19 protein-coding genes are annotated in these 13852 nt (G+C 29.0%); 6 read left to right on the top strand and 13 right to left on the bottom strand.

The genetic code is table 11. The features are described from left to right. Window positions 1-28: 28 nt before the first annotated feature. The 9 genes from rplQ to infA all read right to left on the bottom strand — a co-directional run bounded on the left by rplQ (window position 29) and on the right by infA (window position 4806). The gene (gene rplQ, locus AVBRAN12647_RS01770; RefSeq protein WP_214117763.1) at window positions 29-379 is read right to left on the bottom strand and encodes a 50S ribosomal protein L17; all 351 of its coding nucleotides are present in this window, start codon (window positions 377-379) and stop codon (window positions 29-31) included. Window positions 380-382: 3 nt separating this feature from the next. Then, on the bottom strand, window positions 383-1384 hold the full coding sequence (locus AVBRAN12647_RS01765; protein WP_214117764.1) for a DNA-directed RNA polymerase subunit alpha: 1002 nt from the start codon (window positions 1382-1384) through the stop codon (window positions 383-385). 13 nt (window positions 1385-1397) lie between these two features. Then, entirely contained in the window at window positions 1398-2024 is a 627-nt protein-coding gene (gene rpsD, locus AVBRAN12647_RS01760; protein ID WP_214117765.1) for a 30S ribosomal protein S4, read from the bottom strand. A gap of 29 nt (window positions 2025-2053) precedes the next feature. Then, entirely contained in the window at window positions 2054-2446 is a 393-nt protein-coding gene (gene rpsK, locus AVBRAN12647_RS01755; protein WP_214117766.1) for a 30S ribosomal protein S11, read from the bottom strand. A 9-nt stretch (window positions 2447-2455) separates the two neighbouring features. Then, the gene (rpsM, locus tag AVBRAN12647_RS01750; RefSeq protein ID WP_214117767.1) at window positions 2456-2821 is read right to left on the bottom strand and encodes a 30S ribosomal protein S13; all 366 of its coding nucleotides are present in this window, start codon (window positions 2819-2821) and stop codon (window positions 2456-2458) included. A gap of 3 nt (window positions 2822-2824) precedes the next feature. Further along, entirely contained in the window at window positions 2825-2938 is a 114-nt protein-coding gene (gene rpmJ / locus AVBRAN12647_RS01745) for a 50S ribosomal protein L36 (protein ID WP_214117768.1), read from the bottom strand. Between the two features lie 471 nt (window positions 2939-3409). Continuing rightward, entirely contained in the window at window positions 3410-3643 is a 234-nt protein-coding gene (locus tag AVBRAN12647_RS01740) for a hypothetical protein (RefSeq protein ID WP_336609365.1), read from the bottom strand. Window position 3644: 1 nt separating this feature from the next. Next, on the bottom strand, window positions 3645-4493 hold the full coding sequence (locus AVBRAN12647_RS01735) for a hypothetical protein (protein WP_336614599.1): 849 nt from the start codon (window positions 4491-4493) through the stop codon (window positions 3645-3647). 94 nt (window positions 4494-4587) lie between these two features. Further along, a complete protein-coding gene (infA, locus tag AVBRAN12647_RS01730) occupies window positions 4588-4806 on the bottom strand; it encodes a translation initiation factor IF-1 (RefSeq protein WP_214117771.1) in 219 nt (72 codons plus the stop codon). A gap of 117 nt (window positions 4807-4923) precedes the next feature. Between infA and AVBRAN12647_RS01725 the strand changes: the two genes are divergently transcribed. Genes AVBRAN12647_RS01725 through AVBRAN12647_RS01715 form a run of 3 tightly spaced genes read left to right on the top strand, consistent with a single transcriptional unit; the run spans window position 4924 to window position 6511 of the window. Next, window positions 4924-5991, top strand: coding sequence for a transglutaminase-like domain-containing protein (locus AVBRAN12647_RS01725; protein ID WP_214119553.1), 1068 nt, complete (start codon window positions 4924-4926; stop codon window positions 5989-5991). Next, the gene (locus tag AVBRAN12647_RS01720; protein ID WP_214117773.1) at window positions 5988-6260 is read left to right on the top strand and encodes a hypothetical protein; all 273 of its coding nucleotides are present in this window, start codon (window positions 5988-5990) and stop codon (window positions 6258-6260) included. Before AVBRAN12647_RS01725 ends, AVBRAN12647_RS01720 begins: the two co-directional genes overlap by 4 nt. Beyond that, the gene (locus AVBRAN12647_RS01715) at window positions 6257-6511 is read left to right on the top strand and encodes a heavy-metal-associated domain-containing protein (protein WP_336614598.1); all 255 of its coding nucleotides are present in this window, start codon (window positions 6257-6259) and stop codon (window positions 6509-6511) included. Before AVBRAN12647_RS01720 ends, AVBRAN12647_RS01715 begins: the two co-directional genes overlap by 4 nt. Before the next feature lie 37 nt (window positions 6512-6548). On the opposite strand, the gene AVBRAN12647_RS01710 is transcribed toward AVBRAN12647_RS01715, so the two are convergent. From AVBRAN12647_RS01710 to gltX, 4 genes are read right to left on the bottom strand one after another with little or no spacing between them, the layout of a single operon-like run. Then, on the bottom strand, window positions 6549-6941 hold the full coding sequence (locus AVBRAN12647_RS01710) for a rhodanese-like domain-containing protein (RefSeq protein WP_336614597.1): 393 nt from the start codon (window positions 6939-6941) through the stop codon (window positions 6549-6551). Between the two features lie 2 nt (window positions 6942-6943). Continuing rightward, on the bottom strand, window positions 6944-7567 hold the full coding sequence (gene upp / locus AVBRAN12647_RS01705) for a uracil phosphoribosyltransferase (protein ID WP_214117776.1): 624 nt from the start codon (window positions 7565-7567) through the stop codon (window positions 6944-6946). Then, on the bottom strand, window positions 7554-8801 hold the full coding sequence (locus AVBRAN12647_RS01700) for a malic enzyme-like NAD(P)-binding protein (protein ID WP_214119549.1): 1248 nt from the start codon (window positions 8799-8801) through the stop codon (window positions 7554-7556). Before AVBRAN12647_RS01700 ends, upp begins: the two co-directional genes overlap by 14 nt. Beyond that, window positions 8798-10198, bottom strand: a complete 1401-nt coding sequence (gene gltX, locus AVBRAN12647_RS01695) for a glutamate--tRNA ligase (protein WP_239803736.1) — start codon at window positions 10196-10198, stop codon at window positions 8798-8800. Before gltX ends, AVBRAN12647_RS01700 begins: the two co-directional genes overlap by 4 nt. A 42-nt stretch (window positions 10199-10240) precedes the next feature. Between gltX and AVBRAN12647_RS01690 the strand changes: the two genes are divergently transcribed. The 3 genes from AVBRAN12647_RS01690 to AVBRAN12647_RS01680 are packed head-to-tail and all read left to right on the top strand — an operon-like array spanning window position 10241 to window position 13748. Continuing rightward, window positions 10241-10807: a hypothetical protein gene (locus tag AVBRAN12647_RS01690; RefSeq protein ID WP_214150132.1), complete on the top strand. Its 567-nt coding sequence runs from the start codon at window positions 10241-10243 to the stop codon at window positions 10805-10807. A gap of 5 nt (window positions 10808-10812) precedes the next feature. Further along, window positions 10813-12537, top strand: a complete 1725-nt coding sequence (locus AVBRAN12647_RS01685) for an EAL domain-containing protein (RefSeq protein ID WP_336612337.1) — start codon at window positions 10813-10815, stop codon at window positions 12535-12537. After that, window positions 12537-13748 (top strand): Y-family DNA polymerase, encoded by a 1212-nt coding sequence (locus tag AVBRAN12647_RS01680; RefSeq protein ID WP_336614596.1) that lies wholly within the window; start codon window positions 12537-12539, stop codon window positions 13746-13748. The genes AVBRAN12647_RS01685 and AVBRAN12647_RS01680 overlap by 1 nt, the downstream gene beginning before the upstream one ends. Window positions 13749-13852: the final 104 nt, after the last annotated feature.

The raw sequence follows: 13852 nt of genomic DNA, 5'->3' as shown, positions 1-13852 counted from the left end.
ATATTTTGAGTGCCGAAGCACTCAATTATTATACTAGCTCAATATAAGCTAAAGTAGCCGCATCACCACGGCGAGTTCTTGTTTTAATAATTCTTGTATAGCCACCATTTCTTTCTTTGTAATTTGGAGCTATTTCATTTACTAATTTATTTGTGCATTCTTTGTCTTGTAAAGCTGCAAATACTGCTCTATGAGCGTTAAAATCTCCAACTCTTGCACGAGTGATTAGTTTTTCAATGTATGATCTTAATTCTTTAGCTTTTTCTAAAGTTGTTTCAATCTTACCATTTTTGATAATTGCAATGCTTAAATTCTTTAGTAAAGCTGCACGATGAGTGCTAGTACGACCTAGCTTTCTATATCCATGTCCGTGTCTCATTTATTATCCTTTAATTTCTTTTATTTTTTCAATAAGTTTATCTTTATAAGCATCTACAGAATTTGAACCTATCGGATAGCCTATTTCTTTCATAGCAGTAGTAATTTCATCCACTGATTTTTTACCAACATTTTTTAAATTATTTACATCGCTTTCACTCATTAAAGCTAATTCGCCTATAAATTCAATGCCAGCTTTTTCTAAACCATTATTACTTCTTACGCTTAAACCAAGTTCCTTAACGCTTTTTAATAAAGGAGATAAATCAATTTCTTCAGTTGTTTCTTCCCCTATTAATCTAGGACTTGTAGTTGCAATTTTATTAAATACCATCATTTGTTGATACATAGCATCTAAAGCATTTTTAAACGCATCTTCAGGTGTAATTTGACCATCAGTTGTTATTTCAAATACAATTTTTTCATAATCAGGATTATCTTCGTGTAATACCTTTTCTATTGAATAATTTGCATTTCTAACTGGTGTAAAAAACGCATCAAGAGCTATAAAACTACTATCAGTTTTTTCTCTTAAATCTTCGCTTGCTACATAGCCAATACCTTTTTCAATAATTAATGTGAAGTCTAATTCAGTGTCTTCATTTATAGTAGCAATGTAGTTATCAGGATTTACAACTTCAATTACATTATTAGCTAAATCACTACCTTTAATTTCTCTTGGCCCTTTAAAGCTAAAGCTTACTTCTTCTCTTTTACTATCTTCGTTTTTAATTTTAAAACGCATATTTTTGATATTAATAATAAATAAAGAAATATCTTCTACCATACCTCTTTTGCTATCAAATTCATGGCTTACTCCATCAATTTTAATAGCAGTTGCTGCATAGCCAATTGCACTAAGGCGTAAAAGCCTGTGCAGTGGATGTGCTAATGTAATGCCAAAACCAATTTCAAAAGGCCAAGCACTAATGCGTGCTTTATTTTCGCCGATATTTTCAATAGTAAAATCATTTGGCATATGAGCTGTTGTAACTACTTTTCTCATTTGCTACTCCTTATTACTTAGAGTATAGCTCTACTATGAATCTTTCCTCAACAGGAATGACAACTTCTTCTCTCTCAGGTTTTCTTGTGAAAATTCCATATTTTTTATCTTTTTCAACATCAACCCACTCAACAATACCTGTTTGATTTGTAAGTTCAACTGCTCTTACTATTTGAGGATTGTTTTTGCTTTTTTCTACAACTTCAATTTTAGCGCCTGGTAATACTCTATAACTTGGAACATCTACTCTTTTACCATTTACTAAAATATGTCCGTGAGTTACAAGTTGTCTTGCAAAACGGCGAGTTGTAGCAAAACCCATTCTATAAACAACATTATCAAGTCTTTGTTCTAAGAATTGAATTAAAATAGAACCTGTATTTCCATCTTTTCTAGCAGCTTCTTGGAATAATTTTCTAAATTGCTTTTCGCTTACACCATACATAAATTTAGCTTTTTGCTTTTCTCTTAATTGTAAGCCGTATTCGCTAATTTTACCTCTTCTTTGACCATGCTGACCTGGTGCATAAGGTCTTTTATCTAAAGCACTCTTACCAGCTAGTCTTCTTTCACCCTTCATTGCAAGGCTAACGCCTAATCTTCTTTCAATTTTCTCTACTGGTCCAGTATATCTTGCCATACTATTTCTCCTATATTCCTATACTTATATTATACACGACGGCGTTTTGGTGGTCTGCAACCATTATGTGCTAATGGTGTAATATCTTTTAAGAAAGTAACTTTAATACCTTCAACTGCACCAACACTCTTAACAGCAGTTTCTCTACCGCTACCAGGACCTTGAACACGAATACCAACTTCTTTAATTCCGTGTTCTTTAGCTTTATTTAAAGCATCTTCAACCGCTTGTTGAGCAGCAAATGGAGTTGATTTTTTAGAACCTTTAAATCCTAAACCACCTGCACTACTCCATGCAATTGCATTTCCCATTTCATCTGTAACTGTTACCATTGTATTGTTAAAAGTTGCACTAATATATACTACACCTTTAGCAATATTCTTTTTAACTACTTTTTTCTTAACTACTTTTCTCTTAGCCATTATCTATCCTTACGCTTTTGCACCAACGGTTTTTCTCTTACCTTTGCGAGTTCTAGCATTTGTTTTAGTTTTTTGACCACGCACTGGTAAACCTTTTCTATGTCTTAAACCACGATATGAACCTAAATCCATTAAAGCTTTAATGTCCATAGCAACTTGTTTTCTTAAATCACCCTCAACTAAATAATGTTCTTGGATTTCTTTACGAATATTTGCTGCTTCATCTTCGCTTAATTCATATACACGCTTGTTTGGATCTATTCCAACTGCTGCTAAAATTTTGCGTGAAGTAAATAAACCTATACCATAGATATAAGTTAAGCCATATTCAATTCTTTTTTTCTTTGGTAAATCAACACCTGCAATACGAGCCATACCTTATCCTTGTCTTTGTTTGTGTTTTGGATTTTCGCAAATAATACGAACAACGCCTTTTCTCATAACGACTTTACATTTGTCGCACATTTTCTTAACAGATGGTCTTACTTTCATCTTGTCTCCTAAAAAATAATTTGCTTTCCACTTTTTTACAATCTGCATTTTTAGGTATCACGAATTACCAACTAATATTTAAATGGTGGAAAATTCACTCAAATATTACTTCTTCACACAGATAAATTGCAAAAGTGCTAATATTAGCAAAACAAAATTAATATAGGTTTAAATATTAAATTTATTTGTCTTTGATAATTCTAAAAATTTCTTAGCAATCTAATCTCAAACTATTATTTAAGAATTAATTTATAAATTTTACTTTTTTAATTCATAAAGTTTTAGATAACTTTTAATGTGGGTGAAATATCCCAATATAAGCGAAGTTTCAAAAATACTAGATAAAAATAAAATAGAGCATATTATAAAAATTATTTAAGAATTTATTAAAAGAAATTTTAAAATTCCTTTTAATATTAAGATGATTTACTCAAAACTCACAAAAGCAATGTCTATAATTACTATTAGGTATTAATAAAAAATATAATACCATATATCAACTATAACAACTATTATTAATATTAAACGATAAAAAGGTATATTATCTCTTGCTCTTTTTGTTACTACTTCAAGTGGGTCATTTTGTGCATACTTTAATATTTCATTAATATCTGATGTATTATCCACAGCAATTTTATGTAATGCTCTTGAAAATTCACCACATTTAAGATTGTCTAAATTATTTATTTTTTCTAAATTATTCATTTTATGCCCCTATGTGTTTAATTGATGTGTTGTAAATTGCACCGGTTCTTGTTAATCTATAAATATTTAAAACACCATCATAACCATATATTGATACAAGATTTTTAAGTTTTGATTCATAAATATTATAAATATCGTTTGATTCTTTAATATTTTTTTTAACCATATCAATGCTACCATCATTATACACACTAGGATAATAAAACAAACCATATATAGCCATTGCAAAAAACAAGTGTCCGACATATGGAGTTAATTGTAAAAGAAGTACTACAAATATAAAACTAAATAACATCATCTTAGATTCATCACGAGGTATATCATTCATCTTATAATTAGCATTGTAGATATTTTTAACAACATTGATATATTCATGAGCCATTTTTTCTCTTTCTAAAATAGCATTTATACTAATTATTTCTCCAATAGGACTTAGCTTACCGATGATTGCAAGAATACCCTTTATAATAAAAGTATTATATACCTTAGTGTTTGAATTGACTGTAGTTGTAGAATTAGTTGTAGATGTAGTATTATAAGTGTTAAAAAAACCCTTATTAATACTACCTGTTGAACTACCTTCTGTATACATAGTCTCCGTAGTTCTACTGCCTGTAGTATAATTGCTTCTTACTACATTTAAAACACAGTTAAAGCCTAAAGAACTAGCTAAATTTTTTAATGACTTTTCTGCATCTTCATAATTAATACTAGACTCGGCAGTTATTTCGTATTCACTCATATGAATTAAGCTATATTGCGTTACGGAACCAACATCTACTAATAAAACTCCATTAAACAAATCATATTTGTTTTCATTTTGATTTTCATTTGTTGTTAAATCACTCATTTAATCTCCTTTCAAAAGAGTGATTATACCCCCCCCCAAGATAAATGAATGGTAAAAAATAATTTAGAAGTTTAGCACCATAAAAAGTGCTAAATTATTTGTGTCTATAAGTAATGCGTCCTTTATCAAGACTATAAGGAGTTAGCTCAACTCTTACTCTATCTCCTGGCATAATTTTAATATAGTGCATTCTCATTTTACCCGCAATGTGGCATAAAATTACGTGTTTGTTATCAAGCTCAACTTTAAAAGTTGCATTTGGTAAAGCTTCAATAACTTCGCCGTCAATTTCTATTACATCATCTTTAGCCATAATTTTCCTTTGTAAAAATGTAAAGGTCAATAATAACATAAAAACTATTAAAAAACTAAATTTATTATTAAATAAAATAATTTAAAATAAAAGTTTATTTCACACAAGGATAAAGTTATGAAAAGAAGAACATTTTTAACTTTATCGTCTGCAGTTGCAGCAAACACTTTACTAAGTGCGAATGAAACACCTTTAGTAAATAATACTCAAGCAACAAAAGACGATAGTAAAGAATACATTGTAAGCTTAAAACATAATTTAAGCGAATTAGGCGAAGTTAGCAAAATATGGCTTCCATTACCAAAATCACGCTCATATCAATACCTTACAAGTGATATTGTAAATAGTGGAAATTACAATGAAATTTATTTAAGTGATTTTGAAACTAATAGTTTATATGCAAGTTTTTCTAATGTAAAAGCTGAATTAATAACACAATTTAGCATTAAAACTCACGATAGAATTACTGATTTTTCTAAAGTTAATTTTAATGAAAACGAGAAATTAGACGAAAGTATCGCACAATATCTAAAACCAAGCGAACATATTTTTACTAGCGGAATAGTAAAAGAATATGCACTAAAAATTACAAAAGGTATAAAAGGCGATTTAGAAAAAGCAAAAGCTATTTATGATTGGGTAGCACTTAATTTTACTCGTGATGAGAGCGTAATTGGGTGTGGAATTGGTGATGCTAAGGCTATTTTAGAAAGTAAAAAACTTTATGGCAAATGCACTGATATTAGCTCTGTTTTTGTAGCACTTTTAAGAAGTATTAATATTCCTGCTAGAGAGTGCTTTGGAATTCGTTTAGGTGCGAGTAGATTTTATGCTGCAATGGGTAGTAAAGAAAATATAACAAAAGCTCAACATTGTAGGGCGGAGTTTTATCTAAAAGGCTATGGGTGGATTCCTTGCGATCCTGCTGATGTAGCTAAAGTTAAATTATCTTTAAACCTAGATAATAATGATAGTGGTATACAAAAATTAAGAGAATTTCAATTCGGCAATTGGGAAATGTGTTGGTGCGAGTTTAATACCAAAAGAGATTTCGTGCTAATTCCACGACCAGCTCAAGCACCGCTTAATAATTTTGGCTATGTATATGCTGAAGTTGATTCAAATACTATTGATTATTATTCACCTAATGAATTTGTATATGAATACACTTCAAAACAAATATGAAAAAATATTTAATATCAATGTTTATCTTAGCTATTAGCTCTAGCCTTTGTTGTGTTGGAGCTATTAGCTTTTTGATATTTGGAGTAAGCCTTGTTAATTTTGATTTTTTAGCACCTTTTAGAGTATATTTGGGGATTGCAACCTGCATTTTATATTGCATATTTGTCTATAAAAAACTAAATCAAAAAAATAAAATCAGATTATTTTTAATAGGACTTGCATTATTATTTATCGTATTTTATCCTGAAATTATAGGAGCAATGATTTGAAAAAAATATTATTGTTAAGCTTATTTTTAAGTGTTTTAAATGCTTATCAATACACTTTAGAAATTCCTAAAATACATTGCCCATTATGCACGGCAATTGTTAGAAAGGCACTACTAAAAATTGATGGAGTAAATAAAGTAAATGTTAGTTTAGAAAATAAAACAGCGATAATTAAAAGCGATAAAGAACTTAACGAAAGCATAATAAATCAAGCACTTTTTAATACAGGCTATCAAGGAATACTTAAATAAATCCTATTTTAAAAAGAATTTAAAATAGGATTAAAAATTAATTTTGATATGGAACTAATTTAATATCTGTCTTTAATAATTCGTTCATTCCACCATCAAGATTTATTATATTAGTAAAGCCGTTTTGCTCAAGCATTTTAGTTACCATTACACTTCTTTTGCCACTTCTACACATAATTGCTATTTTGCTATCTTTTGAATAATTTTTACTAATTTCATTCAAAAAATCAGGATTGATACTTCCATTTTCGTTTAGAAATGTTATCAATTTTGCTTTATTTACAACGCCTGTTGCAGCGTATTCACTAGGCATTCTAACATCAATTACAGCATAATCACTATTAGTAAAATCAAATTCCTTGATATTTTGTGTAATTACCTCAGCATTTAAACAAACAAATAAACTTAAACCCAATAATATTTTTTTCATTTTTAAGCCTTTAAAGTATTAAATATCCTATCTCCAGCATCTCCAAGACCTGGGATAATATAACCTTTTTCATTCAATCCTTTATCCAAACAAGCAGTAATTAATGCTACATCAGGATGAGCTTTTTTCATTCTATCTCTTGCTTCAGGAGTTGCAATGATACTTGCAAAAATTATTTTTTTGACACCAATTGATTTTAATCTATCAACAGCTGCAATAGCACTTCCGCCAGTTGCAAACATAGGGTCAATTATAATTGCAGTTTTATTTTGCATATCTTGTGGGTATTTTTCAAAGAAAAATTCAGGCTCAAGCGTTTCTTCATTGCGTTGAATACCTAAAAATCCCACACTAGCTTTACCCAATAAATCAAGTGCAATATCACTCATACCAAGAGCTGCTCTTAAAATAGGTACTATTACAATATCATCGCTAATAACTTCGCACTCACAAGGCATAAGTGGAGTTTGAATATTAACTTTTTCTGTGCTTAAAAATTCACAAGCTTCATAAATCACGAATCCACTAAGCTTTTTTATATGCTCACGAAAATCCCTACAAGATGTGTTCTTATCTCTAATTTTCGCTAAATAAGTTGAAACTAGTGTATTTTTAATTACTTTCATTCAATAACCTTTCAAAATATGCTTTATCATCAAAATTTTTAACTAAAGCTATGCCTTCATCAACAGCAGCCTTAGCAACTGCAGTGCTAACATAAGCTTTTACCCTATCATCAAATGGTTTTGGAATTATTAAATCTTTTCCATATTTTAAGTCTTTACCATATAATTTTTTAGTTTTTTCGCTAACTTCAAGGCGTCCTAATTCACTTAAAGCCTTAACAGCTGCTATTTTCATACCCATAGAAATCTTTCTAGCTCTAACATCTAAAGCCCCACGGAAAATATATGGAAAGCCTAAAACATTGTTGATTTGATTGTCATAATCGCTTCTTCCTGTTGCAATAATTACATCAGGGCGAACTTTTTTCGCAAGTTCAGGTAAAATCTCTGGGTCAGGATTAGCTAAAGCAAATACTATTGGATTTTCTGCCATAGTTTTTAACATTTCTTCGCTTAAAGCTCCAGCTTTGCTAAGCCCTAAGAAAACATCAGCTCCTTTTAAAACATCAGCTAAAGTATCCTCATCACATTCTCTTACAAATTCTAATTTATGCTCATTTAAATCTGTTCTTTTAGTATTGCAAACACCTTTAGAATCTACTAAATAAATCTTTTTAACTCCTAAAGTCTTATATATCTTAGCACTCGCAATCCCTGCTGCTCCTGCTCCACAAACAACTACTTTTAAATCTTCTAATTTTTTGCCAATTATTTCGCAAGCATTAATTAACCCCGCCGCACTAATAATAGCCGTTCCGTGTTGGTCATCATGCATTACAGGAATACCTAAATCTTGAAGTCTTGCTTCAATCTCAAAACATTTTGGAGCTGCTATATCTTCAAGGTTAATACCGCCAAAACTAGGAGCAATGGCTTTTACTGCTGCTATTATTTCTTCGGTATCTTGAGTGCTTAATTCAATATCATAAGAATCAACATTTGCAAATTTTTTAAATAAGCAAGCCTTACCTTCCATAACAGGTTTTCCTGCAATTCCACCGATATTGCCAAGACCTAAAACAGCTGAACCATCGCTAATAACTGCTACTAAATTACCTTTACTTGTGTATTTATAAGCTAAATCACTATCACGAGCAATCTCTTCACAAGGATATGCAACTCCAGGAGAATATGCTAAACTTAAACTCTCATATTCTTTCATAGGCGTTTTAATAAAAGTGCCTAATTTACCGCCTAAATGATACTCTAATGCTCTTTCTTTTAAATTATTCATAAAATCTCCTTTAAAAAATTATTAAATCTTTTTTTAATCTCATCATTGCCTAAAAATTCCATAATAGCATAAATACTAGGACTAATTGTTGTTCCTGTTAGGCTTAATCTAATTAATTGCGCTATGTCTTTTAACTTAGCATTATTGCTATCTAAAAATTGTTTAACGGCTAATTCAAATTCTGCTTCAGTATTTGCACCTTTAAAATCATTTACAAACTTAGAAAATAAAGCTTTACTATTATCATTTACAAACTTAGCAACTCCACTTTCTTCATAAGAATTTGGCTCGTTTATAATAATTTTTGCACTATTTATCAAATCTATTAAAGTCTTAGCTCTTTCTCTTAACATTGTTAATAAGAATGAATAATTCTTAACACTTGAAAAATCAAATCCTAAATCTTTACAAGCATTTACTAATCTTTCATCGCTAACGCTTTTTATATAATGAGCATTAATCCATTCTAATTTTTGTGCGTTATATGTACTTGCACCTTTGCTAACATTATCAAATGTAAAACATTCTTTCATTTCTTGCATTGAAAATATTTCTTGGTCTTTGTTTGAAAATCCTAATCTTAATAAGAAATTAAGTAAAGCTTCAGGCAAATATCCTAAAGCCTTATATTCCATAACATCGGTTGCTCCGTGTCTTTTGCTAAGTTTTTTGCCATCTTCTCCATTTATCATAGCTAAATGATAAAAATTAGGAACCTTAAAGCCTAAAGCTTCATAAATTATTATTTGTTTTGGAGTATTTGAAAGATGGTCATCTCCACGAACAACATCAGTTACGCCCATTAAAGCATCATCAACAACCACTACGAAATTATAAGTAGGAGTGCCATCAGCACGAGCTATTACAAAATCATCTAAAATATCAGCAGCGTTAAATCTAATTTCGCCCTTTACTCCATCATTTACTATTATTTCTCCATCAAGCGGTGCTTTAATCCTTACAACAGGCTTAATTCCTTCTGGTGGAGTGCCTTTAAAATCTCTGTATCTTCCATCATATTTAGGGCGTTCTTTTCTAGCTTCTTGCTCTGCTCTTAATGAGTTTAACTCATCTTCGCTCATATAACAATAATAAGCATTGCCACTATCAAGTAATTTTTGAATATATTCTTTATAAATATCTAATCTTTTACTTTGGTAAGTAATTTCCCCATCTACTTCTAAATCAACCCATTTAAAAGCTTCTAAAATAGCTTTGGTTGCTTCTTCGCTATTTCTTGCCATATCTGTATCTTCAATACGAAGAATAAATTTACCATTATTTCTTTTAGCGTAAAGATAAGAAAAAAGTGCTGTTCTTAATCCACCAATATGTAAAAACCCTGTCGGAGAGGGTGCAAATCTTGTAACTATCATTATTATTAGCCTTTTGTGAATTTTTTATAGTTATAATCATTTAAAATCACTTAAAGGTAAATAATGAGAAAAATTTTGCTTGCACTTGTATTTGGTGCATTTATGAACGCAAGTCCTATAACTTCAATCATAGCTAGTGTTAATAACGAGCCTATTACAAATATTGATATTATAGAAATTTCACAATATATGAATATAAGCCAAAACGACGCATTAAGATTGCTAATTCAAAATAAAATATGCACATCTTTAGCTAAAAAATTCAAATTAACTGCAAATGAACTAGAAATCAATCAAGAATTATCAAAAATAGCTGCTGCTAATAATATTAGCTTATCTACTTTCATAGAACATAACCAAGATAAAATCAAAATGCTAACAGAAAATATAAAAGATGAAATTCTAAAAAAGAAATTATTTGATTTAATCGCTCAAAATTATATGAAAGATGTAAGCGATGATGAAGTAATTAGATTTTATAATTTAAATAAAGATAAGATGAATGGGGCAAGTTATGAAGTAGCAAAAGAACAAATTAAAAGCTATTTAATGAATAAAAATGCTCAAGAATCAGTTCGTAATTATATGGAAAAAGAAGAAGCAAAGGCATCAATTAAAATGTTTAGGTGAGTACTATGAAAACAAAATCAATTCTATCTAACTCGTTTAAGAATTTTATTATTACAACTTTTTTACTAATTGAAATTGCTGGTGGAATTTTTGGAACTTATAGATATATTAGCGAGGCAAAAAGAATTGAAGAGCATCATAGAATTCACAATATAGGAAATGATAGCTTAGTAATTAGGCTACAACAAAATAAAGACCATACTATTTTTCAATTTTTAGTATTTTCTTTCGCTGTATTAGTAGCCGCAGTTATTAGTAATGCAATTTATATAAAAAGATTAAAAAGAGTAAAATCAAATTTTAATGATTTTGCAGAACTTCTCGCAAATTCAGTCAAAAAACATAAGCCTTTAATGCTAAACGATACGCTAAATTACAGCGAATTTCAAAAAATAGCAAATTCTTTAAATGAAGTCTTAAATGATATATACTATCAAGAAAATTATAATTCTTTAACTAAATTACCTAAAAAACAAAAATTCTTATTAGACATACAAGAACTCTATGAAAAAAGCGATTGTCCTATAATAGTTAGCTATATATATCTTAAAGACTATCAAAATCTATTAAAAAGTAGAAGTTTTGATTTAGCTGATAAAATAATATTAGAATTAGCAAGTAGATTTTCAAGTTTTTCTACAACTATTTTAAACTCTAAAATAGCCAAAATAAGTGGCAATGGAGATTTTTTATTAGCATTTCCTTGTATTGATGAAATACAAACAACTTTTAATAATATGGCTATTAAGTTGCACGAATGCTTTAGTGAAAGTATTAATTTTGGAAGTGATGGAATTTATGAACAAAGTATAGGGGTTGGCTTTAGTGTATTAACAAATGAAAATTACAATCAAATAATAAACGATACTTACAAAGCAGCCTTACTTTCAAGCGTTCAAAAAGATACATTGTATTGCGATTATTCTGATGAAGTTAAAACACAAATAGATAATGAAGCAAAATTGGAAAATGATTTAAAAAGGGCTTTAGAAAAAGGTGAACTTGATGTATATTATCAAGCAAAAATCGGAGCAAATGATAATTTAGTAAAAGGCGCAGAAGCATTAATTCGCTGGAAACGAAATGATAAATTTGAAAATACAGAAAAATTTATAAGAATTGCAGAAAAAACTGATTTAATAATAAAACTTGAAAAATTTGTAATTGCAAAAGTATTTCAAGAAATACAAGTTTTAAAAAATAAGGGAATAAATATTCCAATAAGTATTAATATATCAGCAAAACACTTGCACAATAAAGATATGATAAATTATTTGCTAGCAAATGTTAAAAAATACGATATAAATCCAAATTTAATAGATATAGAAATAACAGAAAGATATAGACTTAATAGCAGTAGTGAAACTATATTAGAAAAATTAAAAGCTATTGGATTTTTAATAAGTATTGATGATTTTGGGAAAGATTATAGTTCTCTTTCTTATATAAATCATTTACCTATTGATACAATTAAAATTGATAAAAGCTTTATAGATGGATTAAATAGTAAAGATTGTGATTTAATTAATGAAAACTCAAAAGCAATTATAATTGGTATTATAAAAATAGCAAAAACTATGAATAAAAGAGTAGTAGCAGAAGGTGTTGAAACACTAGAGCAAGTAAATATTTTAAAACAATTAGGTTGTGATGAATTACAAGGATTTTATTATCATAAAGGTGCTACACCTATTAATGAATTTATAAATATTTATAAAAACAAATTCTAATGAAACTTCATATAGATTTTGATAGCTATTTTGTAAATGCACAACGACTATTAAATAAAGAACTCTGCAATACACCTTGCGTGATTTATGCTGGAAGCGATGAAGATTTTTTCAATCAAGATGCAAAATATATAGATAATAAAATCGCCTTTATGAGCTCAATTGAAGTTGCAAGAAGTGAAAATAAAGTAATTGATTATAGGCATTTTACTGCAATTGCCGTATCTTATGAAGCTAAAAAATATGGCGTAAAAGTAGGAGATAAATTAAATATAGCTTATCAAAAATGTCCGAATTTAAAAATAGCTAGAAGTAATATTAGATTTTATAAAGAACTAAGCTTTAAAGTAAGGCAATTTTTAGAAAGCAAAATACCCGTGATTGAACAATTTAGCATAGATGAGTTTTTTGGAGATTTAGAAGGGTTTAAAAAAGACACAGAAGTGCTAGATTATGCAAAATATCTTCAAAAAGAACTATTAGATAAATTTGGCTTACCAGCTAGTATAGGCATTAATAATAGCAAATGGGGAGCTAAATTTTTAACCGATTTAGCAAAACCTTTTGGCATTAGAATGGAATATGATTTAAGCAATGCCATTAAAGGAATAGATATAAAAAATTTCGCAGGCATAGGAAGAGAAATACAAAAATATTTAAGAGCTTATGGGGTAAATACTTTAGATGAATTATTGCAAAAAGAATATTTGCTAGATAAATATGGTAAAAATGGCAAAAAAATCATAGCAAGAATTAAAGGCGTTGATAATGAAAAAGTAGAAGAAACAAAAGATATTAAAAGCCACGCAATATCAAAAAGCTTTAAGCCAATTAGTGATTATGATGAGTTAAGGCGAAGGGTTAAAATACTTGCTAGATATTTATGTGTTTGGATTTCAAAGCACAAATATCATCCTAAAAAAATAGAAATAAGTATTAAATACGGCAATAAATTAGAGCATATTGGAGTTGAAATTATGCAACCATTTGATGAAAAAAATCTAATTGATAATGCCGTAAAAGGATTTGAAATTCTTATGAAAAATACGAAAAATGTAAGTGTTTATTACATAGGAATTGCTGCTAATAATCTTGATAAAACATATTGCGAAAATATTTTTCAAAACACCACAAAAAATCAAAAATTAAACGAAACCCTAAGTGCTATAAGAGATAAATTTGGCATTAGCTGTATAAAATATGGGGGATAAATATAAATTATTTATCTTTTAATAAATTAATTCTTTCTTTATAATCAGGCATAAACCCTAAAAGCGTGGTATAAAAAGCCTTTGAGTGATTAGCGTGATAAAGA

It is taken from the genome of Campylobacter sp. RM12647, assembly GCF_020138135.1.
Classification (GTDB): domain Bacteria; phylum Campylobacterota; class Campylobacteria; order Campylobacterales; family Campylobacteraceae; genus Campylobacter_E.
The sequence above is the reverse complement of the archived record's forward strand: the minus strand, read 5'-3'. Positions and strand labels throughout refer to the sequence as shown.

Coding starts and splice junctions, on each gene's coding strand:
- AVBRAN12647_RS01725 (WP_214119553.1), top strand. CDS start 4,924: ATGAAAAGAAGAACATTTTTAACTTTATCGTCTGCAGTTGCAGCAAAC.
- rpsD (WP_214117765.1), bottom strand. CDS start 2,024: ATGGCAAGATATACTGGACCAGTAGAGAAAATTGAAAGAAGATTAGGC.
- infA (WP_214117771.1), bottom strand. CDS start 4,806: ATGGCTAAAGATGATGTAATAGAAATTGACGGCGAAGTTATTGAAGCT.
- rpsM (WP_214117767.1), bottom strand. CDS start 2,821: ATGGCTCGTATTGCAGGTGTTGATTTACCAAAGAAAAAAAGAATTGAA.
- AVBRAN12647_RS01685 (WP_336612337.1), top strand. CDS start 10,813: ATGAAAACAAAATCAATTCTATCTAACTCGTTTAAGAATTTTATTATT.
- AVBRAN12647_RS01700 (WP_214119549.1), bottom strand. CDS start 8,801: ATGAATAATTTAAAAGAAAGAGCATTAGAGTATCATTTAGGCGGTAAA.
- AVBRAN12647_RS01680 (WP_336614596.1), top strand. CDS start 12,537: ATGAAACTTCATATAGATTTTGATAGCTATTTTGTAAATGCACAACGA.
- AVBRAN12647_RS01690 (WP_214150132.1), top strand. CDS start 10,241: ATGAGAAAAATTTTGCTTGCACTTGTATTTGGTGCATTTATGAACGCA.
- rpsK (WP_214117766.1), bottom strand. CDS start 2,446: ATGGCTAAGAGAAAAGTAGTTAAGAAAAAAGTAGTTAAAAAGAATATT.
- rplQ (WP_214117763.1), bottom strand. CDS start 379: ATGAGACACGGACATGGATATAGAAAGCTAGGTCGTACTAGCACTCAT.
- rpmJ (WP_214117768.1), bottom strand. CDS start 2,938: ATGAAAGTAAGACCATCTGTTAAGAAAATGTGCGACAAATGTAAAGTC.
- AVBRAN12647_RS01720 (WP_214117773.1), top strand. CDS start 5,988: ATGAAAAAATATTTAATATCAATGTTTATCTTAGCTATTAGCTCTAGC.
- AVBRAN12647_RS01710 (WP_336614597.1), bottom strand. CDS start 6,941: ATGAAAAAAATATTATTGGGTTTAAGTTTATTTGTTTGTTTAAATGCT.
- AVBRAN12647_RS01735 (WP_336614599.1), bottom strand. CDS start 4,493: ATGAGTGATTTAACAACAAATGAAAATCAAAATGAAAACAAATATGAT.
- upp (WP_214117776.1), bottom strand. CDS start 7,567: ATGAAAGTAATTAAAAATACACTAGTTTCAACTTATTTAGCGAAAATT.
- AVBRAN12647_RS01765 (WP_214117764.1), bottom strand. CDS start 1,384: ATGAGAAAAGTAGTTACAACAGCTCATATGCCAAATGATTTTACTATT.
- AVBRAN12647_RS01740 (WP_336609365.1), bottom strand. CDS start 3,643: ATGAATAATTTAGAAAAAATAAATAATTTAGACAATCTTAAATGTGGT.